This window comes from Geomonas propionica, assembly GCF_016458235.1.
GTDB lineage: Bacteria > Desulfobacterota > Desulfuromonadia > Geobacterales > Geobacteraceae > Geomonas > Geomonas propionica.
Genome location: NZ_JAEMHK010000014.1, coordinates 137,974 through 158,533, shown reverse-complemented (window position 1 = coordinate 158,533; position 20,560 = coordinate 137,974). Strand labels below are relative to the sequence as shown.

Genomic DNA, 20,560 nt, shown 5'->3' with positions numbered 1-20,560 from the left:
TGTACGGCGATTCCATGAAGCTGCTTAATATAAGGAGTCTAGTGTTAGATTTATCCCTTTTATCCCTTTCATCCCTTTCATCCCTTTTATCCCTGTTCGAATAAGGTTTTACGCCGCGGTCCCCTCGCTGGCGCCGGCTACGCGGAGGTTCCTGATGAAGGTGAGCTTCTGGGGCGGGAACAGGTCGGGCCTGACCCGCTGGAATGCAAAGGGCGGCGCCACGTCGAACTGGTAGCGCGGCACGAACTCAGGCACGATGCTGCGCAGGGAGGCCAGCAGCGCCCCAAGGTCATGAGCCCGGGCATGGCTGAAAAGCTCGTCCAGGTCGGCCGTGATCTTCTTCAGATCGGTCTCAACCGGCGCCATGACCCTGATCTTCTTGTGACTGGTGGGCTTGATCCCCTCCCCGTCGATCAAAAGCTCCTCGAAAAGCTTCTCGCCGGGCTTCAACCCGGTGAACTGGATCTCGATCTCCTTGTGCGGAATGAAACCGGAGAGCCTGATCAGTTCCTCGGCGAGCGAAAGAATGCGGACCGGTTCCCCCATGTCCAAAACGAAGATCTCGCCGCCATGCCCGATGCAGCCTGCCTGCATCACGAGTTGCGACGCTTCCGGGATGGTCATGAAGTAGCGCACCACATCCTTGTCGGTAACCGTCACCGGCCCGCCCTTGCGGATCTGCTCCTTGAAGAGCGGGATGACGCTGCCGTTACTCCCCAAAACGTTGCCGAAACGCACCGTGGTGAACTTGGTCTGGCTCCGCGCCGCGAGCCCCTGCACGTAGACTTCGGCGCTCCGCTTGGTGGCCCCCATGACGTTGGTCGGGTTGACGGCCTTGTCGGTGGAGACCATGACGAAGTTGCGCACCTTGAACTTGTGCGCGGCATCCGCCACGATCTTGGAGCCCAGCACGTTGTTGAGCACCGCCTCGGCGGGGTTGTACTCCATCATGGCCACATGCTTGTACGCCGCGGCGTGAAAAACGACTTCCGGACCGAACTCATCGAAAACGGTCTCGACCCGCTCCTGGTTCTTCACGTCCCCCACCATCGGGATGATGCGCAGGTCCGGGAAGGCGGCCGCGAGTTCCTTCTCGATGTAGAAGAGCGGCGTCTCGGCGTGGTCGAACAGCACCAGCTTGGCCGGCTTGAAAAGCGCAACCTGACGACAGATTTCGCTGCCGATGCTCCCCGCGGCGCCGGTCACCAGTACCCTCTTATCGGTGAGATAGTTGCGGATCGCGGTCTGGTCCAGCACCACCGGGTCGCGCCCCAGCAGGTCCTCGATCTCCACGTCCTTGATCTGGCTCATGGAGAACTTGCCGTCGATGATGTCGGTGATCCCCGGCAGAGTCTTGAAACGCGCCTTGGCCCGCTCGCAGTTGGTGATCACGCGGCGCATCAACTCCGGCCCGCCGGAGGGGATGGCGAAGATGACCTCCTCAATACTGTACTTCCTGATCAGGGCACACAGTCTTGTTGTTTCCCCAAGGACACTGATCCCCGCAAGCCGAAGCCCGCGCTTTTCCGGGTCATCATCGACGAAACCTATCACGTTGTATGTGGAATCGCTTTGTTTACGGATCTCCCGAAGCAGCAGGTTGCCCGCTTCTCCCGCCCCGATGATGAGGGTCTTTTTCCCCTTGCGCAGGGATGGGATGAACTTGGTCTCGCGGTAGATGCGCCACACCAACCGGCTGGCAGCTACCAAAGAAAAGAGGAGAAACCAATCCAGGAAGTAAATGGAACGCGGCAGAACGAATGGACCGTGAAGGAAAATGATGAGGCAAGCGGAAACGACTGACGAAAAGGTAACAACCTTAAAGATTTCGTAAGCATCCTGAAGGGATGCGTAACGCCATATGCTGCGATACATGCCGGAGGCCACGAACATCACGGGCTTGGCAAGCATTACCACCGCCAGCCCGTGCAACAGGTGATGCCACTGTTCGGAAGGGATCTGGAAATCGAAACGGAGCAGAAAGGAGAGGGAGAGTGCGGCTGCGATCAAAACGAGATCGAGGAAGAAAACCAACATCCTTCTGGCACGGAACATGTTTCCCCCACAGCGGTACAACACATAATAAGGCTAACAGGCGTACATTAGCAGAAACAGAGGCTAACTATAACACTCGGCCCAAAAAAAGCAAACTCTAATCTGCATTACCTATAATACCCAAACGGACAGGTTAGAATCATGGTGCCTTTCATAGTGACACTATAATGTCCAAATTAGATAGCTATGCCCACGACAGCGCAATGCTGTTACTTCCATGGCAGACTGCAAGAAGAGGCGGTATTGTATCTACCTCCAATTGCTACGCCTCCCGGCACTAATTCCAGTTAGCCTTGACGATAGTTCTGGAGGTACCACTGGTAGGTGCGTGCTACCCCCTCCTTCAGCCCAACGGTGTGGCGCCAACCGAGTTGTTGCATGCGAGATACATCCTGCAGCTTGCGCGGCGTCCCATCAGGTTTGCTCGCGTCAAAGGCAAGGTTGCCACGGAATCCAACCACTTGTGCCACGGTCTCGGCGAGCTCACGGATGGTGACGTCCTCACCAGTGCCAAGGTTCACGAAGCATGGAGCAGGATAATTCAGCAGTTCCCGCGCTACGGTCTCGTCCGACAGCTCCATCAGGTGCAGGCACCCTGCAGCCATGTCCTCCACGTAAAGGAGTTCCCTTTTGGGTGTCCCGCTCCCCCAGACGACAACCTCGGGTGCTTCGGTGACTTTGGCTTCGTGAAAGCGCCTGATCAGGGCGGGGAGGACGTGGCTGTTCTCCGGGTGAAAGTTGTCGCCCGGGCCATAGAGGTTGGTGGGCATCACGGCGATGAACTTGGTGCCGTACTGGCGGTTGTAGGATTCGCACATCTTGATCCCGGCGATCTTGGCGATGGCGTAGGGTTCGTTGGTCGGCTCAAGCAGGCCGGTCAAGAGATGTTCCTCTTTCATCGGTTGCGGAGCCAGTTTCGGGTAGATGCAGGAGGACCCCAAGAACAGGAGCCGCTTAACCCCGTTTAGGTATGCGTTGTGGATCACATTGTTCTGGATGGCAAGGTTCAGGTAGATGAACTCGGCCGGATAGGTGTTGTTGGCATGGATACCTCCCACCTTGGCAGCGGCCAGCATGACGTATTCGGGCTTTTCCGCCCGGAAGAAATCTGCCACCGCTTGCTGGTTGGTGAGGTCCAGTTGGTCGATCTCCGGGGTGACGAGGTTGGTGTAGCCGGCAGCCTTCAGGCAGCGGTGCAGCGCGCTGCCGACCAACCCATTCGACCCCGCCAGAAATATCTTCGCATGCTTATCCATTGGCTCTCCTCTCGCGTTCGGCAAGTTTGAGATCGGCGTCTGTCATCATGTTGACCAGATCTTCGAAGGTGGTTTTCAACCGCCAGCCGAGTTGCTCCTTAGCCCTCGTCGCGTCCCCCAGAAGGAGGTCCACCTCCGCGGGCCGGAAATAGCGCGGATCGATCCGGATCACCGTCCGTCCCGTGGTCGTGTCGATGCCGACCTCGTCCACCCCCTCCCCTTTCCACTCAAGCGGCATGCCGAGACGAGAGAAGACCAGTTCGGCGAAGGTGCGCACCATGTAGGTCTCGCCAGTGGCGACGACGTAGTCGTTGGGCTGGTCCTGCTGCAGCATGAGCCACATCGCCTCGACGTAATCGCCGGCGAAGCCCCAGTCCCTTTTGGCATCGATGTTACCCAAGTAGAGGCAGTCCTGGAGCCCCAGCTTGATCCGCGCGGCGGCCCGGGTAATCTTTCTGGTCACGAAGGTTTCGCCACGGCGGGGGGACTCGTGGTTGAAGAGAATGCCATTGCAGGCGAACATGTTGTAGCTTTCCCGGTAGTTCATGGTGATGTAGAAAGCATAGGCTTTGGCGCAGGCATAGGGAGAGCGCGGGTAGAAGGGCGTCGTCTCCCTCTGCGGAGTTTCCACCACCTTCCCATAGAGCTCGGAGGACGAAGCTTGGTAGAAGCGCGTGCCCAGGCCGGCTTCCCTGATACCTTCAAGAATCCTCACCGCTCCGAGGGCGTCCACCTCCCCGGTGTATTCCGGGATATCGAACGAAACGCGGACATGGCTTTGGGCACCGAGGTTGTAGATCTCGTCCGGTCGAATGTCGCGCAACAATCGGTTCACCGAACTTGCATCGTTGAGGTCCCCGTAGTGGAGAAACAGCCGCGTCTCCGGGTCGTGCGGGTCGCGGTAGATGCCGTCGATGCGGCCGGTATTGAAAGAAGAAGAGCGGCGGATAACGCCATGAACCTCGTAACCTTTTCCCAACAGAAGTTCAGCCAGATAAGAACCGTCCTGACCAGTGATGCCGGTAATCAAAGCCTTTTTCATTCACCCTCCACTCAGTTGCTGATCTATAACTGCGGCTCAACGAATAACATGCACACATTAAAAAGAACGCGATTATAGCATCAGTAACTGCAAAAGCAACCGCCAAATCAGCCACACAGTAAAAGTGGACCGCAAAAGGATCCGTGCGCACCCCGCCCCGGCGGAAAGAGGCTGGGACAAATAATTAATCTTCAAAGTGACCTGAGGAAACGCGGTACCTGAGGAAATATCAATTGAATGTCCCTCAAAATTATGTTAGTCAACGCTAGCCTTCACTTTGATCGAACTGACATTGCTACCAGTGGCACTGTCAGGTAACCACGTAGTGCTGGTTTCAGAGCGATACTGGACCTACGGGAGCGCAAATCTAAAGCAGGACCTACCTTGACGGCATCAGAAACCGGTGCTAAATTTTCTCACTTTATCAACCCGCGATAAGAGCCCACTATGCCTACACCATCGATCAAATTCGCACTTCGTATCACAGTACTAACTATCGCGGTTTCTTTTGTTGCCGCGGGGCCTGTCCACGCCTATGTCGATCCCAATACGGGCGGATATGTGTTCCAGGTCCTCTTCCCGATCATCTCAGCGATCGCGGGGATCTTCCTCTTCTTCAAGAGGCAGGCCGGCTTGCTGATCCAAAAGTTCCTGAACCTTTTCAAAAGCAAATAGATCGAAAGCCGCAGGAGAAAAGCATGGACTACTATCAGGCGCTTGAATCGAAGAGCGTCTATGTCATCCGCGAGGCCTACCAGAAGTTCAACGGCCGCATCGCGATGCTGTGGTCGGTCGGAAAAGACTCCACCACGCTGCTGTGGCTGGTACGCAAGGCGTTCTTCGGGGAGATCCCCTTTCCGGTTATCCACATCGACACCAGCTACAAGTTCCCCGAGATGTACGAGTTCCGCGACCGCTTGGCCAAGGAATGGGGCTTCGAACTGATCGTCGCCAGCAACGACCACCAGTTGGCGCAGGGAATGGGACCCAGCACCGGTATGAAGCTCGACTGCTGCACCGAGTTGAAGACCAACGCGTTGAAGCAGGTGGTCGAGCGGCATGGCTTCCAGTCCATCCTGCTAGGCATCCGCCGGGACGAGCATGGCATCCGTGCCAAGGAGCGCTATTTCTCCCCACGCGACGCGGAGTTCCAGTGGGACTACGAAAACCAGCCAGCCGAGGTTTGGGACCAGTACAACTCGTTCCTGCGCGAGGACGAACACTACCGGATCCATCCCATCCTCCATTTCACCGAATTGGACATCTGGCGTTACGTGCAGCGGGAAAACATCCCCATCGTCGATCTCTACCGCAGCAACAACGGCGCGAGGTACCGCAGTATCGGCTGCGTCCCGTGCTGTTCGCCGGTGCCATCACAGGCATCGACAGTGGCGGAGATCATCGCGGAACTCGAAACGTCCACCCAATCGGAGCGGGCCGGCAGGGCCCAGGACAAGGAAAACCTTTATACCATGCAAAAACTTCGGTCGCTGGGGTACATGTGATGCAGCAAACGCCTATGGTTGAGGAACAGATTCAATCGGTCTTTCCCATCGTGATAACCGGTCATGTCGACCACGGCAAGAGCACCCTCGTCGGTAGACTCCTCTACGATACCGGGACCCTCCAAAGCGAGCGCTACCAGGAGATGGTGCAAAGTTCCTGCGAGACCAGCCGCGAAGACGAATTCGCGTTTGTTCTGGACGCCTTCGAGGAGGAGCGCCGGCGCGGCATCACCATCGACACCTCCCAGATCTTCTTCAGCTCAAAGCTTCGCCCCTACGTCATCATTGACACCCCGGGCCACCGGGAGTTTATCCGCAACATGGTCACCGGGGCCTGTTATGCCAAGGCGGCGGTGCTGCTTGTGGATGCCACCGAAGGGGTCCAGGAACAGACGTACCGCCACGCCTGGCTGCTCAGTATCGTCGGGATCAGGGATGTCTGTGTCGCGGTCAACAAGATGGATGCCGTGGGGTATCGCGAGGAGCGTTTCCAGGAACTACGCACCTCCGCGGAAGCGTTACTTGAAAAATTTGGGCTTTCGCCTAGCGCCGTGGTCCCCATATCTGCCCGCCACGGCGACAACATCGTCGGGCCCTCGGACAACATGCCCTGGTGCCGGATTGCGCCCCTCATGGATGTCCTGGACAACCTGCACTACACGCCCATCGAGGAAGGAGCGTTCCGGTTCCCGGTGCAGGACGTTTACCAGAAGTCGGGGGAGCGGATCTTGGTGGGTAGGGTCGAATCGGGCAGCGTGCGCCCCGGCGACAAGGTGCGCTTGCTGCCGCGGGGCGATCAGGCGACGGTCGAAAAAATCCTCAGCTTTCCAGAGGAATGCGCGCCTTGCGCCAGATACGGAGAAGCCGTCGGCTTGACCCTTTCAGGCGCCGACGCTGCGGTAACGGCAAGGGGGACGGTGCTCGCCCACGGCGAACTTCCACGGCACGGCTCCAGCTTCGCCGCAACCATCTTCTGGTTTTTCGGCGAGTACAGCGACGGCGATGCGGTCACCATCCGATGCGCCACTCAAGCCGTCGAGGGGACGATCGCGCTGAGGCAGGTTTTCGATCCGGCACAGCCCGAGGCGGAACTTCCTTGCGACTTGATCTGCGTCGGCGAGGCGGCGCATTGCACCATCGAGACCCGGGGCGACCTCGTTTGCGACGACCCGTCACTGCTTCCCGAGATGGGCCGCTTCGTGGTGGAGCACGACGGCATCCCCGCGGGCGCGGGGATTTTCCGTTGAGTGGTGCCATCCTCATCGGCATCGACGGGATGGACCCCGGCATAGCGGACGCCATGCTCGGGCGTGGTGAGCTGCCCAACTTCGAGCGACTGGCGGCCCGCGGGAGCTACAGCCGTCTCGCCACTCTCAACCCTCCGCAGTCACCGGTGGTGTGGTCCTCCATCGCCACGGGGCTGTCGCCGGGGCAGCACGGCATCCACGATTTCATTCATCGCGATCCGCAAACCTACCGCCCGTACCTGTCTCTGCACCGTATGGAGCAGGGACGCTACGTGAACCCCGTAAACGGGGAAACCTTCTGGGAAAAGGCTGCACGCCAGGGAAGGGATGCCACCCTGCTCAAGTGGCCGATGGGGTTTCCTCCCCGCCCCTTCGCGGGACGGATGCTCGCGGGACTGGGCGTACCCGACCTGCGGGGGATGCTGGGCAGCTACTCCCTGTACACCTCGGCCCCGGAGCACCTGCCGGCGGACGCCAAGGGCCGCGTGGTCCCTATCGCGAGCCGCAACTGTGTCATCCAGACCGATATTGCCGGTCCCTTCACCGTCGGCCTCACCGGCCGGAAAACCGCATCGGCCCCGCTGCGGATATCCATCGACGGCGACGCCATCGTCTGCCGCATCGGGCGCCAAAGCTTCACGGTCGCGACCGGACAGTGGAGCCCCTGGATCTCGATCCCCTTCGACACCGGGCTCTTCAGCAGTGTATCCGGCCTGTGCCGCTTCTTCCTGCGCAGCGTCCACCCCGAATTCGCGCTCTACATGACCCCGGTCAACGTCCCTTACCAGGCGGAACAGTTCCCCGTGTCCCACCCCCCGCAGTACGCTTCCGAGCTTGCCGGGGCGATCGGAGACTATGCCACCCTCGGCATGGCCGAAGACACCAACGCGGTCAACGACGGTGCCCTCGACGAGGATGCTTTCATCTCGCTGTGCGACGGCATCATGGCGGAGCGGGAGGCGATGTTCCTGCACGAGCTTGGGCGTTTCCGCGAGGGGCTCCTCGCCTGCGTTTTCGACACCACCGACCGTATCCAGCACATCTTCTGGCGCATGCACGACCAGGATCATCCCGCCTATGACGAAAAACTCGCCCAACGCTACCGGGACGTGATCCCCCGTTACTACCGGTGGATGGACCGCATACTCGGCGTGGTCATGGAACGGGCGCCGAAGGTCCCCGTGATGTGTTGTTCCGATCACGGCTTCGGAAGTTTCCGGCGGTCGGTGCACCTGAACAGCTGGCTTGCGCAGCGGGGCTACCTCGCCCTGCAGCCGGGCACGACGGAAGGTGGCGCGCTGCTTCAGGGGGTGGACTGGGCCAAAACGACAGCCTACGCCATCGGCTTTACCAGCATCTACCTCAACATCAAGGGACGCGAACAGAAGGGGTCGCTGGCGCCACAGGAGGCACCAGCCCTCAAGGAACGTCTGATAAAGGAACTGGAAGAGTTCAAGGACCGCGGACAAAAGGCCGTGCTGCAGGTTCATGATGTCTCCACCTCGCCTGGCGGCAACGCGGGGCCGGACCTCGTGCCGGGCTTCGCTGCGGGTTATCGCGCATCCTGGCAGACCGCGCTTGGCGGCGCACCCGCAGGGGACGTGGTCGAGGATAACCTGAAGAAGTGGAGCGGCGACCACTGCTGCGATGCGAGCCTGGTCCCCGGGGTAATTTTCTCGAATGCTCCACTTTCGTTGGCCTCCCCCTGTGTCACGGATGTTGCAGAATTGATCGCCACCCTCACACCGAGCTCCCGATGCCAGTAAGCTTTCCCGATCGCCTCCTTTACCTTTTCAGGCTCTGGTGCTGTTTTCTGCTGCTGGGCGTGGTCCCGCTCGACCTCGTCTACCGGCTCGACTCCCTCCTGCTGTCGCTCTCACCGCTGCAAGTCGCAGTAAACGGGGCGGCGCTGGGGCTCATCATGGTGCTGCTGGCCGCAGTGATAGCGCTCCCCGCCGCGGTTTGCTCGCTGGCATGTTCGCGCTTGGCGGCCGCATGTGGCCTGAGAACCGACGAGCAGGTGGGCCTGCTAACCGAGGTTACACTTTTTTTCCTCTTCGCTTGCAACTTCGCCCGCGTCGCCAAGGTGTTTTTCCTTAAGATCGGTTATCCGATCAACGTTTCCTATTTTCCACTTCTGGCGGGGAGCTTGCTCTGGGGCGCCGTGCTGTACCGGTCGAGGGGCAACTTCCACGCAGAGGCGCGCCGCCTGGTGGAAGTGGTGGCCGGCCGCCGCTTTATCGCTGCGTTTACGGCTGCCGCGCTGGTGGTCACCACTCTTTATGCCGGTGCTGAGGCCTTTCGCGAAGCCCCCCTCCCCTCTGCCCACCTGACGCCCGCTGCCAATGGGAAGCGTCCCAACATGATACTCATCACTTTCGATGCCCTCTCCGCCGAGGACATGTCGCTGTACGGCTATCACCTTCCTACCACCCCCAACATCGACGCTTTCGCCAAAGAGTGTTACATCTTCGACAATGCCGTCGCCGCCGCGAACTGGACCAAGCCGGGGGTCGCGTCCATTCTGACGGGCAAACTCCCTGTCACGCACCGCATGATCAACACGAGTCCCTGGGGCAACGCGCCGCCGCAGCCCGACTCGCTCCCCGCGGTACTGAAACGCGCCGGGTACACCACCTCCGCACTCTGCGTGAACTGGAACTATGCCCACCCCTACGTCAACGGGACCTACCGCTATTTCGACAACAAGGATTTCACCGGCTTCGACATGAGCCATGTCCCGCCGCACCAGCGCCCGGCACTGTACCTCACCCAGCTGTCGCTCCTCCTGCAGTCGCGGTTGCACCTGAGTGCCCCGTTCTGGTTCGTCGAGATCTACAACGGCTTCGCGTGGTATCTCGACCCGCGTTTCCCGGCAACGCGACCAACCATGCCCCCGCACCTGATTTTCGACCAAGCGCGGGATCTTGCTTCCCGGCGCGACGACAATCCGTTTTTTCTCTGGCTGCACACCGTCCCCCCGCACGGTCCGTACCTAGCCGGCCCCTTCAAAGGAACCTTCCTGCCGGGAGATCGGTTTACCGACAGCATGTCCCAAATACGGTACGGCTTCTTCTATGACAAGAAGGACCAGGGAGCGATGAACCAGATACGCCTGCGCTACGACGAAAACATCCGGTACGCAGACGACGAGTTTGGAAGATACCTGCGCTTTCTCAGGGAGTCGGGGAGACTCGACGACAGCATCGTCGTGATCTGCGCGGACCATGGCGAATCGTTCAGCCACGGTTTCTTTTCTCACGGGCTCATGCCGCTGTACCGACCGGTGCTGCACATCCCGCTGCTCATCCACCTGCCGGGACAAAAGGAAACCCGCCTGCTGCGTGAGGCGGTATCGCAGACAGATGTCGCCCCTTCCCTGCTCGATCTTGCGGGATGCCCCGTCCCCCCATCCATGGACGGACGGAGCCTGCGCCGGGAACTAGACGGAGCCCCCGCCGCGTCACGTCCGATCTTCAGCATGAACCTCGAGGGTAACCCCACCAAGGGGCATATTGTTAGGGGAAGTGTGGCGGTGCAGGAAGGGAGCTACAAGTACATCCGGTATCTCGGCGACGGGACCGAACTGCTGTTTGACGTGGAGAGAGACCCGAAAGAAAGCCGCAACCTCGCCGGGAGCGAGTCACAACGGAAGGAGCGGCTACGCCGGCTGGCAGCGGAGCTGCTGCGGCAGCCATAGCTATAATTCTCGATGTAGGGCGAATCAGCCATAGGCAACTGGTCGCCTTCAAGAGGGGAGATGGGCGTAACTGATGCGATTTGTGCGTCATAGCCCCAGACCAAGCCCTTCTTCAACCCATTTCGCATTGAAAACATTAAAACTTCATGATAAGTTGCCACCTATCGATCTGCCTGGTTGGGGGGGCGCCCCCACCACCATCGCTACGCCCTGCCAATTTTAAAGGAGAAGCCTCAATGCAGCCTGGCATACCAGAAAATGCAGCAACTATCACTTTTTCAGGTGCAACCGAACTCACGAACGAACACCTTGATGAGTGGGCAATAAGCATCCTAGCCGATCCGGTCAAAAAGACACCCTGCGCCGTTGACAATTTCAAGCTGGAAAACGGGGTCATCGATGCCCGTGTGTATCTGAAGAACACGTATGGTTACAGCGACTGGAAATGTGGACAGGATTTTTATGAAAGCTGGGAACGTAATGAAACTTTTTATCAAAGCCGACTTGAGGCATATAAGAAGGAAATAGAAAACGACATGCCTGTCTACGATCGTTTCAAAATGGCGGGCGACATACTTGATGTTGGCGGACTGACAGGAACCGTTCGAGAATTTCTCTCAAAAGATTGCAGATATGTTTCAATAGATCCTTTTATCGATGCCTTTTTAAAGACCGCCAAAACCAAGATCGAGGCATACCAGTGTTTAAAGCAAAGATGCAATTTCGTCGGCGCTGTAGCCGAGTTTATCCCCTTTCGAGCCGAGAGTTTCGACTGGGTCCACATGCGCTCGATGCTCGACCATGTTCAGGTCCCCGATTTAGCCTTGAGAGAAGCTTATCGTGTGTTAAAGCCTGACGGATCTTTGCTGATAGGCCTTTCTGTAGAGGGTGGAAAGTCTGGCAGGAAGGCCCCGATACGATTAGCGAAAGACATCGTCAAAGAAACATTGGGTTTTGTTGGCATGAAGAAATACAAAGACTCGCATACCTGGCATCCGACGTATGTAAATCTGCTGAAGCTTATAACAGACAATGGATTTGAAGTTAAGGATACGTACTGGCAACCGTACTGGAAGGATCAGGTCGTTTACGTGTTGGCGAGTAAAGGATGAGCAAAGTCCGCGGCTTCAACTTTGCCGGATGAGAGTCAACAGTGACGTCAAGTGTTTGGTAACTGAACCGCTGCGCTAGTCTTAACTAAAGTCACTATATTTTTTGAGCCAGGGGGAGGCGTCCTGTATGCCACTGAGGCGATTGGCGGAATGGGTCGTGTCGAGGGCATCCAGAGACACTACGTCGGGTCTGTTTCTTGCCGAAATTGACGGCCTGCGTTTCATCGCCATCATGTCCGTGGTCCTGTTCCACATCGCTGGATACCTGGAGCACATGACGGGGAAACACACCCCGCCGGAAGGAATGGTCAAACTCCTCTACCAAGGGGCCTTCGGAGTACAACTCTTCTTCGTGATCAGCGGAGCGGTGATCGCCCTTCCCTTTGCCAAGGCCCACCTGGACGGGAACAGGCCGCCGCGACTGCGCCAGTATTTTACCCGTCGGCTCACCAGGCTCGAACCACCGTACCTCATCAACATGGTGCTCGTCTATCTGCTGTTACGCCTGTTCGGCCACCATGCCACCAACCTGTCGCCCCACCTGCTCGCCAGTGCCGCCTACCTGCACAACGTCCTCTACGGCACCATGAGCACCATCAACAGCGTTGCCTGGTCTTTGGAGATAGAACTGCAGTTCTACCTGCTGGCCCCCCTTTTCTGCCGGGTGTTCACGCTCGGCTCAAAGGTATGGCGCCGGGCCCTGCTGGTAGCATTGATCGCGACATTCTCGGCCTTGAACCAGTTGATGACGAACTCCCCCAGGTACGAACTCGCCCTGCCCGGCCACATTCAGTTCTTTTTCACCGGCTTCCTGCTGATAGACGTCTACCTGTCGGACTGGAAGCAGCAACCGCGACCAACGGCGGCCTGGGACCTGGTGTCGCTTTTGTGCTGGCCCCTCATGCTTGCCTTGCTGGTTCAGGGGGGAGCAGCGCGGGCCTTTGCCGTCATCCCCCTTTTCCTCGCGTACTGCGCCGCTTTTAAGGGGACCTGGAGTAACCGTTTCTTCTGCACCCCTGCCATCTACACCATCGGCGGTATGTGTTACACCATCTATCTCTACCACTGCCAGATCATCACCGGCTTCGGCCGCGTCTTGCTGGATCATGACGCGGTGCGCAACGCTCCCTTCGGGGTGGTGATGCTGGCGGCAAGCGGGCTGCTCCTCCCGCTGGTTCTCTTTTTCAGCACGCTGCTGTTCATCTGGATCGAGAAGCCGTGCATGCGAAAAAACTGGCACAAGGACCTGCTGGAGCAAGTTCGGGTGGCGATACCCTACAAAGAAAGGGAGGCTGTGGCACAACAACCAGAAGATGCTGGCGGGAAATAGGTAGCGCGGTGGCGATACAGTCTCGATTTTTCTAGCTGAGCTAACCCATTTCGAGACACCTAAGGATGTTACGTCCCGGCGCTGCCGGAACTCATCGTGAACGAGCTCCTGGGGCAAACGAAGCGCCGGGTACGCCCTCTTCTCCCCCCCGCCCCGTTAACGGCGGGCGGCCACCGCGTAAAGGGTCGCGAGTATCAGCTTGAGATCGACCCACAGCGACCGCTCGCTGACGTAGCGCTCACAGTAGCGAAGTTTGGCCGGCATGACCTCCTCGATGTAGGCGCGCTCCGGGTCGGGGGAGCGGCCGAGGATGGCATTCTCGTCGCGGTATTCCAGCGAGGCGTAGTCGGTGATGCCGGGGGGGACGGACAATACCAACTCACGCACCCGCTCCGGATAAAGCTCCACGTAGCGCGGCACCTCCGGCCGCGGCCCCACAAGGCTCATATCCCCCAGCACCACGTTGATCAGTTGCGGCAGCTCGTCCAGCTTGTACTTCCTGAGAAAGGACCCCGAACGCGTGATGCGCGGGTCGGCTCCCACCGTGATCTGGCGTCCCTTAGCCTCGGCATCGCTGCACATGGTCCTGAACTTGTAGATGCTAAAGTGCCTCCCCCCCCTCCCCACCCTCACCTGCCTGAAAAAGACCGGACCACTGGAGTCGCGCTTGATCCAAAGGGCAAGGACCAGGAAAAGCGGGGAGAGGACGATAAGCCCCGGCACAGCCCAGAACAGGTCAAAGAGCCGCTTGGCTAGCATGCCAGGATGGACCTTGTCGCATCGATCACGCGCTGCTGATCGGCATCGGTCATCTTGGTGAACAGCGGCAGGCTGACCGCGCGCCGGTAACTGTCCAGCGCGATGGGGAACGAGTCGGGCTTCAGGGCGTAGCGGTCACTCCAGTACGGGTGCAGGTGCAGGGGGATGAAGTGAACGCTGCAGCCGATACCCTTGCCGGACATCAGCTCGATGAAACGGTCGCGGTCCACCGGAGCGGCATCGGCAAGCCTCAGGACGTAAAGGTGCCAGGCATGGATGTCTGCGCCATGGGGCTTGGGGGGGAGGGTCACCGGCAGGTCGGCGAAGGCCTCGTCATAGCGGGCTGCCATCTCGCAGCGGCGCTTCTGGAAACGCCAGGCCTTCTTGAGCTGGTGGATGCCGATGGAGGCTGCGATGTCGGTCATGTTGTACTTGCATCCAGGCGCGACCACCTCGTAGTGCCAGGCGGGCTTGGTCGAGGTGTAGCGGTCGAAGGCATCCCGGCTGATGCCGTGCAGGCGCATCACGCGGCAGCGTCGTGCCATCTCGGCATCCCTGGTCACGACCATCCCCCCCTCGCCGGTGGTAATGGTCTTGGTGGCGTAAAAGCTGTACACAGTGGCGTCGCTGCCGAGTGAGCCGACCAGTTGGCCGCCGCAGGTGGTGGGGAGCGCGTGCGCGGCGTCCTCGATCACCTTCAGGCCGTGCCGCTGGGCGATCTCCAGGATCCGCGCCATGTCACAGGCAAGCCCGGCAAAATGGACCGGCACGATGGCCTTGGTGCGGGGGGTGATGGCCGCCTCGATACGCTCCGGGTCGAGGTTGAAGGTGACCGGGTCGATATCGACGAAGACCGGGTCGGCGTTCAGGTAGCGCACCACCTCCGAGGTGGATGTGAAGGTATAGGGGGTGCTGATCACTTCGTCCCCCGGCCCGATGCCGGCGGCCTCCAACGCAAGATGCAGGCCTGCAGTGGCGGAATTCACGGCGATCGCTTCGACACCTGTGCCGATAAACTCCGCGAACTCCTCCTCGAAACGCTTCGCCTTGGGCCCGGTGGTAAGCCAGCCGGAACGCAGCGAGTGCAACACCTCGGCGATCTCCTCCTCGCCGAGGTCGGGAAGGGCAAAGGGTAGAAAATCTGTCACGTCTCTCCTCCAAGGGTGATCCAGTATTCGTTCATGCGACGCCCTTCCGGTGTCTCGAAATGACGCTCCACCTGGAACCCGAGCCCGGCGTAAAAGGCGTTCACGGGGTCGTTGCCGTCGCGGTCGGTGGTGAGAAAAACCCGACGGCAGCCTCTGCGCGCTGCCTCGTCGAGAAATGCCCCCACCAGCTTCTTCCCGGCACCGGTCCCTTGCAACTCGGGCAGCACCCCGATGGAATACAGCCCGGCCACGTGGTCTCCCACCGGGTTTCCCGAGGGGTGGACCAGCGCGCGTGCCACCCGTCCCGCAATCCTGGGGCGCTTGAGTACCGGCACGAGCGCGGCCAGGGCGAACTTGTGCCAGGACCTGCGCAGCAGACGGCGATAGAAGCCGCGCGGGTTGGCAGTCCCCGCGACGAAACCGGCCGGCTCACCGGCCTGGTTCAGGTAGACGTACGCGATCCCCTCCGGTGCCGCCAGAATGCCGCGGTAGTACTGAGATAGAAACGGTGCGCCCAGTGCGGAGAGGAAAAAGCCGGGGAAACTCTCCTGGTGCACCGCGACCATCCTTTTCACGTCGTCTTTCGTCGCCACTCTCACCATGTTCTCACCCCGCCGCGCAGACCTGGTGTACCACGTCCACCAGCTTGCCGTACTGGAGGTGCTGGTCGTAGCGCATCCCCACCTCGAATGACCTCGCCGCCATCTCCTGCCTCAGCGGGGCGTCTTCGGCCAGTGCCGTCAGCTTGCCCAGCAGGTCCTCCACGTCGCCGCCACGGTACTGCAGGCCGATGCCCATCTCTTTGATCACCTCGGCCACCTCGCCGCGCAGCGAGTTGACCACCGCGAGGCCCGCCGCGGTGTAGTCGTAGATCTTGTCCGGCATCTCCACGTTCGAGGCGGTCGAGTAGGCGCACAGGCCGATGTCGCAGACCCGGTACAGCGGCGCCAGCATTTCGGGGGAGAGCTTGCCGACGTAGCAAAGCCTCGTGTGGTTAGGGTCACGCACGTAGCGCTCCACCTCCTGGCGCAGGGGGCCATCGCCGGCGATGACGACGCGCAGTTTCGAGGTGCTTCCCTCGAGCCGCTCCGCCACCTTGATCAGGGCCAGGATATCGTAGGACGGTCCAAGCGAACCCGCGAACACCGCACGCACCTCGCCCGGTTCCTTCTCCGGCAGCATCCCGGCGGGGAGTTGCAGGGATCGCATCGACTCGCGGAACTTGGCAACGTCGATGCCGTTGTAGATGATCCCGTTGGGCCTGCCGCGCAGCACCGGGGCCTCGGTTAAGGGCACATCCAGGTAAGGCCTGGCCAACGCCAGCACCGCGTCCAGCTTGCCGTAGATGAGCTTGCGGTTCAGGTAAACGGGGGTGAACAAAAGCCTCATGAACGGCTGCATCCAGTTCGGGAAGGCCTTCTCGATCAGTTCCGGCCAGAGGTCCATCTGGTGGTAGATGACCGGGCAGTTGTGGTGGCGCGCAAGCATGTAACCGGCATAGCCGAAGGTGAGCGGCGACTCTGAAAAGATGATGCAGTCCGGCGCGGGAAGCTCCCGCCCGCGGCGATAGGCGCGCACCCCGAACACCAGGTCGCGCACGGCGCGCCCCAGGCCGATGTTTTTGCGGTAGGAGGTGGTCGGAACCAGCCGGAGCACGACGCCCGGGCGCACCTCCACGTCCTGCCACCCTTCACTGCGGAACTTCTTGAAGTGGTGCGAGAAGTTGGAGGTCCACCAAACCACCTCGTGCCCGGCCGCGGCCAGGGCATCGGCCATCATGGTGAAGCAGTAGTCGCGCCAGCTCTCGCTGGGAATCGGACCGTACGGGTTGATCAGCCAGATCTGCATCAGGTCACCCTTTCCGTCATTTCAGTAGCGAATAGTTGCATTTGCCGCGCGACAGCAGATCCTTGACCTGCCTGCGGCACCCGGCGGGAAGGCAGCGTAGCGCCCGGCTGCGCAAAAGCTGGGAGTTAAGCAGCAGCGTTTCCCTGAAGGTCATCACCTTGCGCCGCTCAAGATCCGGCTCGACGCCCAGCGACGCAAGGGTGCGCAGCGCGCTGCGCCGCCACTTCCCCTTGATCACACCGTTCACGAAGGGGAGCAACAGCCGGTGCGTGCTGTAGAAACCTCCCCAGCGGTCCGAGCGCACCGTTCCGTGCAGCTCGAACTCCCATGCGTTCTCACCCGGTTGCAGCAGGTCAAGCAGCACCTCCTTGCGCCAAAGGGCAAGCACGGTCCCGGTCCGGTACAGGGTCCCCGGGGACACCACGCCGACTTCCCCGGTGCAAGGTCGATCGGGAGGAGGCACCGGGTTCAGGCGCAGGTAGTTGGGGCGCTCGGTGGCCACCCAGTCGAGGACGCGCTCCAGTTCGTCGAGGCGCGGAGCCGAGGTGAGGAACAGATCGTCGATCATCATGAGGACGTACTCTTCCTCGACCTGCGCCAGTGCCTTGATGACGTTGTCGGACCAGGAGCTGTCCGCGCCGATGGCCAGGGGCACCCCCCCCTCTTCGCCCGGCTCTAAGTAATTGCTGACATGGTAGACCCGGTACGGGCAGCCCGGCCAGAAGCGCCGGAACAGCGTGTAAAAGGGGCGCCACAGGTCCGCGTAGTTGTCGCAGGAGATGACGAGGATTGCCAGTTGTGAAGGGTGCATCGCCATATGCTTACTCCGTCGCGCCCGGTGCGCCGAGGTCGTTCATGAGACGGCCCCATTTGGCGCCGCATGCGGAAAGGGAAAATTCCCGGTCGGCGAGTGCCCGCCCTTGCTCTCCCCTCTCGCGCCGCAGTTCCGGGTCCGAGACGTAGAGGCGGATCTGGGCCGCCATCTCCTCCGGCGACCGGACCACCGTGACGCAGCCCAGCGAACTGACGCAGCCCACGTCGGTCGAGATGCAGGGGGTGCCCGAGGCTAGGGCATCGAGCACCACCAGTGGCTGGCACTCTGTCCGGGAGCCAAAAAGGAACAGCGACGCCTCGCGGTACAGCCAGTCGATCTCGTGCTTGTCGAGGCCGGTGCAGAACTCGACCCGCAGCCCGTGCTCACGGGCCGTGTGCTCCAGGACGCGGCAGTAGGGGTTCCTCCGGTGCCCGACAAATATGAGCGGCAGGTGCTTCTTCCCGCTCAAGCGGTACGCCTCGAGGACGAAGGCCTCATTCTTCTCCTTGCTGTAGTTCCCGACACAGAGCATGAATCCGCCGGCAAGCTCGTCGGCGCCAAGTGCGAGCGCAGGGCGCCTTGCCGCCACAGCGTCGTAGCGCGCCACGTTGGGAACGACCGCAACCGGCACCCCCAACTCGCGCGCCATCAGGTGGTCGAGAAAACGATCCCGATCCTGGTGATCCCAGAGCAGGACCAGCCGGTCCAGTCGCCTCAGGTAACGGGGCACCCGGAAGCGACGGTAAGGCCACCAGATCAGCCGACGCACCAGGTTGAGCGGAAAAGGGCGGGAGTCGCTGTCGGTGGACAGGCCGTGGCTCACCAGCACGACCTTTTCAGCCCGGTCGGCGCCGCCGAAAAAGTCGAGCACCTCGTTGCTGTTCCAGGCCTGCCAGCAATGAGTGAATACCACGTCCCAGCTTCCCTGCGCCAGGAACGCCCTGAGATCGGAAACGGCCCCGCGGGAAGGAGACAGAAGATGCCCCTGTCCCCGCACCGGGAAGCGGACCACCTGGAGTCCGTTCTCTTCGCCTTGCGACAGGCGTTCCCCTGCGGTTACTACCTCCACGCGGCAGCCCAGTTGCCGCAGCATCCGCGCGTGGGTGAAGGCCGCATTGGCGACACCGTTGTTTTCCGGCGGGAAGGTGAAGGTGCAGATGAGGACACTCTTTTCCAGGTTTTATCTCCGTCTGTAAACATGTGCGCGCAAGCGCTACAGCAATTGCCACTCCGCCGGAACTAGGTCCGAGGTATCCCGACCGGTCCTGAACCAGCGGGCGGGGGCCACCACCACCTTCTCCGGGTTGGGGTTGAGCCAGGCGCCCCACCAACTGAACGAGCTGTTGGCGATGATGTTATGGGCACAGCCACTCATCAAACGCAGGTCCTCGTAAGCGGGCAGGGATTGCGGGCTTGAAACGCACACCGTGGGGAACCCGAGCTTCAGCTGATCCGCCACCCACTCCGGCGTGTCGGTGAAGACGAAGAAGACCGGATCCGGCACGCGCTCCGCCACGAAACGGGCTGCCTTCACGTAGTAATCGAGGTCGCAGGCGACGTACTGCGCGGCGTTGGCCGCGACGGCCACGTAGTCCCCACGCCGCACGTGCAGGCCCACCGAGTTCTGCCCGTGGATCATTTCGGCGAAAGGAAGTAGCGTCGGATGCGGCGGCGCCACAGGCTGCAGTTCCTCCCGCAGTTGGTCGGCCAAGGAGGCGAAGTAGCGTTCGCTCTGCCAGTATCCCTCCAGGATCACCGGCTCGCGCACCCGGTCCACGCCGGGATCAAAGTGAAAGTGCGGCTCGCGGTAGTAGCGGTGCTGCGCCCGCATGATCCCAAGGTCATAGAGGTAACGCCAGGGGCGCGCCACCCGCCTGGACAGCTGTTCTGCCTCGGCAGGAGTGATCCTGCGGGCGCGCACCGGGTAGGCGCCGAGGGCAAAGTCACGGTAGGTAATGGCGTCGTCGCATCGCTTGAGCAGGGTGTCGTCGAGGACGAGCTCGGCGCCGAGCCTGGCGCAGACGCTTCTTCCCGCGGCGTACTGGAACAGCTGGTTCCCCAGCCCCCCCATGAGCCTTGTAACCACCTGCATCGATTACCCCCTCTTCCGGGCCACCACATTGAGCGAAAAATATTCGCCGAAACGTTCCTTTCCGATGGAGTTATCGATCACTCCCGGGACAAAATGTGGCTCGTTGGGGTAGCGCTCGACGCTGCTGAATCCGGCCTGCTCGAGCAGGTATTTCAGCCAGCAGAAGTTGAAGCCGGTTTTGTGAAAGTCATACTCGTCTTTTTGCCCACCATAGATGAGGGCGATCCAGGGCTGATGCCCCGGAACGTTGAAGTGCTCGAGGTTAGCCTGATAGATTCTGGTGATCGCGTCCAGATCGGGGACCGAAAGCCGGATCTCCCCCCCCGACTTCAGCACCTCATGCCAACTCGCAAGGATTCCCGGAATCTCATCGTGGGAAAAATGCTCGAGCACATGACAGGAGTAGATCCGCTCGGCCCTGCCCCGCGGAAGCCCCGGCAGGGACCGGATGTCCAGCACCAAGTCCGTAGCACCGGTATTGATGACATCGACGTTGCACCAGCCAGGGAGGTGGATGTTGCCGCACCCCAGGTGCAGTTGTCCCAGGTCATGCCCCTGGGCCAGGTATGCATCGAGACCAAGGTGACGTCCCTTCCCGATGCCGTAACGGCTCATAAGCCGCTTCACTCTAGCCAGCTGATTTTTCATAAGC

18 protein-coding genes are annotated in these 20,560 nt (G+C 60.5%); 7 read left to right on the top strand and 11 right to left on the bottom strand.

The window, feature by feature from the left end; all coding sequences use genetic code 11:
- Positions 1-108: 108 nt before the first annotated feature.
- The 3 genes from JFN90_RS17640 to gmd form a co-directional block, all read right to left on the bottom strand.
- A complete protein-coding gene (locus tag JFN90_RS17640) occupies positions 109-2,055 on the bottom strand; it encodes a polysaccharide biosynthesis protein (RefSeq protein WP_199396434.1) in 1,947 nt (648 codons plus the stop codon).
- A gap of 287 nt (positions 2,056-2,342) precedes the next feature.
- Positions 2,343-3,311 carry a GDP-L-fucose synthase family protein gene (locus JFN90_RS17635; protein ID WP_199396433.1) on the bottom strand — a complete coding sequence of 323 codons (969 nt, stop codon included), beginning with the start codon at positions 3,309-3,311 and terminating at the stop codon, positions 2,343-2,345.
- On the bottom strand, positions 3,304-4,353 hold the full coding sequence (gene gmd / locus JFN90_RS17630; protein WP_199396432.1) for a GDP-mannose 4,6-dehydratase: 1,050 nt from the start codon (positions 4,351-4,353) through the stop codon (positions 3,304-3,306). Before gmd ends, JFN90_RS17635 begins: the two co-directional genes overlap by 8 nt.
- A 447-nt stretch (positions 4,354-4,800) precedes the next feature.
- Here gmd and JFN90_RS17625 point away from each other — a divergent pair, with 447 nt between their 5' ends.
- The 7 genes from JFN90_RS17625 (at position 4,801) to JFN90_RS17595 (ending at position 13,247) form a co-directional block, all read left to right on the top strand.
- Positions 4,801-5,028, top strand: a complete 228-nt coding sequence (locus tag JFN90_RS17625; protein WP_199396431.1) for a hypothetical protein — start codon at positions 4,801-4,803, stop codon at positions 5,026-5,028.
- Positions 5,029-5,051: 23 nt separating this feature from the next.
- Positions 5,052-5,858, top strand: coding sequence for a sulfate adenylyltransferase subunit CysD (gene cysD, locus JFN90_RS17620; RefSeq protein WP_199396430.1), 807 nt, complete (start codon positions 5,052-5,054; stop codon positions 5,856-5,858).
- A gap of 14 nt (positions 5,859-5,872) precedes the next feature.
- Positions 5,873-7,105, top strand: a complete 1,233-nt coding sequence (locus JFN90_RS17615; RefSeq protein WP_199396429.1) for a GTP-binding protein — start codon at positions 5,873-5,875, stop codon at positions 7,103-7,105.
- On the top strand, positions 7,102-8,871 hold the full coding sequence (locus JFN90_RS17610) for an alkaline phosphatase family protein (RefSeq protein ID WP_199396428.1): 1,770 nt from the start codon (positions 7,102-7,104) through the stop codon (positions 8,869-8,871). Before JFN90_RS17615 ends, JFN90_RS17610 begins: the two co-directional genes overlap by 4 nt.
- Complete coding sequence (locus JFN90_RS17605; RefSeq protein ID WP_199396427.1) at positions 8,862-10,805, top strand: sulfatase; 1,944 nt, start codon at positions 8,862-8,864, stop codon at positions 10,803-10,805. The genes JFN90_RS17610 and JFN90_RS17605 overlap by 10 nt, the downstream gene beginning before the upstream one ends.
- Before the next feature lie 236 nt (positions 10,806-11,041).
- Positions 11,042-11,917: a class I SAM-dependent methyltransferase gene (locus JFN90_RS17600; protein WP_199396426.1), complete on the top strand. Its 876-nt coding sequence runs from the start codon at positions 11,042-11,044 to the stop codon at positions 11,915-11,917.
- A gap of 127 nt (positions 11,918-12,044) precedes the next feature.
- Complete coding sequence (locus tag JFN90_RS17595) at positions 12,045-13,247, top strand: acyltransferase family protein (protein ID WP_199396425.1); 1,203 nt, start codon at positions 12,045-12,047, stop codon at positions 13,245-13,247.
- 156 nt (positions 13,248-13,403) lie between these two features.
- Here JFN90_RS17595 and JFN90_RS17590 read toward each other — a convergent pair whose 3' ends face one another.
- Genes JFN90_RS17590 through JFN90_RS17555 form a run of 8 tightly spaced genes read right to left on the bottom strand, consistent with a single transcriptional unit; the run spans position 13,404 to position 20,556 of the window.
- A complete protein-coding gene (locus JFN90_RS17590; protein ID WP_199396424.1) occupies positions 13,404-14,006 on the bottom strand; it encodes a sugar transferase in 603 nt (200 codons plus the stop codon).
- Complete coding sequence (locus JFN90_RS17585) at positions 14,000-15,154, bottom strand: DegT/DnrJ/EryC1/StrS family aminotransferase (RefSeq protein ID WP_199396423.1); 1,155 nt, start codon at positions 15,152-15,154, stop codon at positions 14,000-14,002. The genes JFN90_RS17590 and JFN90_RS17585 overlap by 7 nt, the downstream gene beginning before the upstream one ends.
- Entirely contained in the window at positions 15,151-15,756 is a 606-nt protein-coding gene (locus JFN90_RS17580; RefSeq protein WP_199396422.1) for a GNAT family N-acetyltransferase, read from the bottom strand. The genes JFN90_RS17585 and JFN90_RS17580 overlap by 4 nt, the downstream gene beginning before the upstream one ends.
- Positions 15,757-15,760: 4 nt before the next feature.
- Positions 15,761-17,002 (bottom strand): glycosyltransferase family 4 protein, encoded by a 1,242-nt coding sequence (locus tag JFN90_RS17575; protein WP_199396421.1) that lies wholly within the window; start codon positions 17,000-17,002, stop codon positions 15,761-15,763.
- A gap of 16 nt (positions 17,003-17,018) precedes the next feature.
- Positions 17,019-17,819 (bottom strand): hypothetical protein, encoded by an 801-nt coding sequence (locus JFN90_RS17570; RefSeq protein WP_199396420.1) that lies wholly within the window; start codon positions 17,817-17,819, stop codon positions 17,019-17,021.
- Between the two features lie 4 nt (positions 17,820-17,823).
- Positions 17,824-18,975, bottom strand: coding sequence for a glycosyltransferase family 4 protein (locus JFN90_RS17565; protein ID WP_328755762.1), 1,152 nt, complete (start codon positions 18,973-18,975; stop codon positions 17,824-17,826).
- 54 nt (positions 18,976-19,029) lie between these two features.
- Complete coding sequence (locus JFN90_RS17560) at positions 19,030-19,908, bottom strand: alpha-1,2-fucosyltransferase (protein ID WP_199396418.1); 879 nt, start codon at positions 19,906-19,908, stop codon at positions 19,030-19,032.
- Between the two features lie 3 nt (positions 19,909-19,911).
- Complete coding sequence (locus JFN90_RS17555; RefSeq protein WP_199396417.1) at positions 19,912-20,556, bottom strand: class I SAM-dependent methyltransferase; 645 nt, start codon at positions 20,554-20,556, stop codon at positions 19,912-19,914.
- Positions 20,557-20,560 lie beyond the last annotated feature (4 nt).

Coding starts and splice junctions, on each gene's coding strand:
- gmd (WP_199396432.1), bottom strand. CDS start 4,353: ATGAAAAAGGCTTTGATTACCGGCATCACTGGTCAGGACGGTTCTTAT.
- JFN90_RS17555 (WP_199396417.1), bottom strand. CDS start 20,556: ATGAAAAATCAGCTGGCTAGAGTGAAGCGGCTTATGAGCCGTTACGGC.
- JFN90_RS17605 (WP_199396427.1), top strand. CDS start 8,862: ATGCCAGTAAGCTTTCCCGATCGCCTCCTTTACCTTTTCAGGCTCTGG.
- JFN90_RS17625 (WP_199396431.1), top strand. CDS start 4,801: ATGCCTACACCATCGATCAAATTCGCACTTCGTATCACAGTACTAACT.
- cysD (WP_199396430.1), top strand. CDS start 5,052: ATGGACTACTATCAGGCGCTTGAATCGAAGAGCGTCTATGTCATCCGC.
- JFN90_RS17640 (WP_199396434.1), bottom strand. CDS start 2,055: ATGTTCCGTGCCAGAAGGATGTTGGTTTTCTTCCTCGATCTCGTTTTG.
- JFN90_RS17615 (WP_199396429.1), top strand. CDS start 5,873: ATGGTTGAGGAACAGATTCAATCGGTCTTTCCCATCGTGATAACCGGT.
- JFN90_RS17560 (WP_199396418.1), bottom strand. CDS start 19,908: ATGCAGGTGGTTACAAGGCTCATGGGGGGGCTGGGGAACCAGCTGTTC.
- JFN90_RS17570 (WP_199396420.1), bottom strand. CDS start 17,819: ATGGCGATGCACCCTTCACAACTGGCAATCCTCGTCATCTCCTGCGAC.
- JFN90_RS17590 (WP_199396424.1), bottom strand. CDS start 14,006: ATGCTAGCCAAGCGGCTCTTTGACCTGTTCTGGGCTGTGCCGGGGCTT.
- JFN90_RS17580 (WP_199396422.1), bottom strand. CDS start 15,756: ATGGTGAGAGTGGCGACGAAAGACGACGTGAAAAGGATGGTCGCGGTG.
- JFN90_RS17595 (WP_199396425.1), top strand. CDS start 12,045: ATGCCACTGAGGCGATTGGCGGAATGGGTCGTGTCGAGGGCATCCAGA.
- JFN90_RS17600 (WP_199396426.1), top strand. CDS start 11,042: ATGCAGCCTGGCATACCAGAAAATGCAGCAACTATCACTTTTTCAGGT.
- JFN90_RS17575 (WP_199396421.1), bottom strand. CDS start 17,002: ATGCAGATCTGGCTGATCAACCCGTACGGTCCGATTCCCAGCGAGAGC.
- JFN90_RS17635 (WP_199396433.1), bottom strand. CDS start 3,311: ATGGATAAGCATGCGAAGATATTTCTGGCGGGGTCGAATGGGTTGGTC.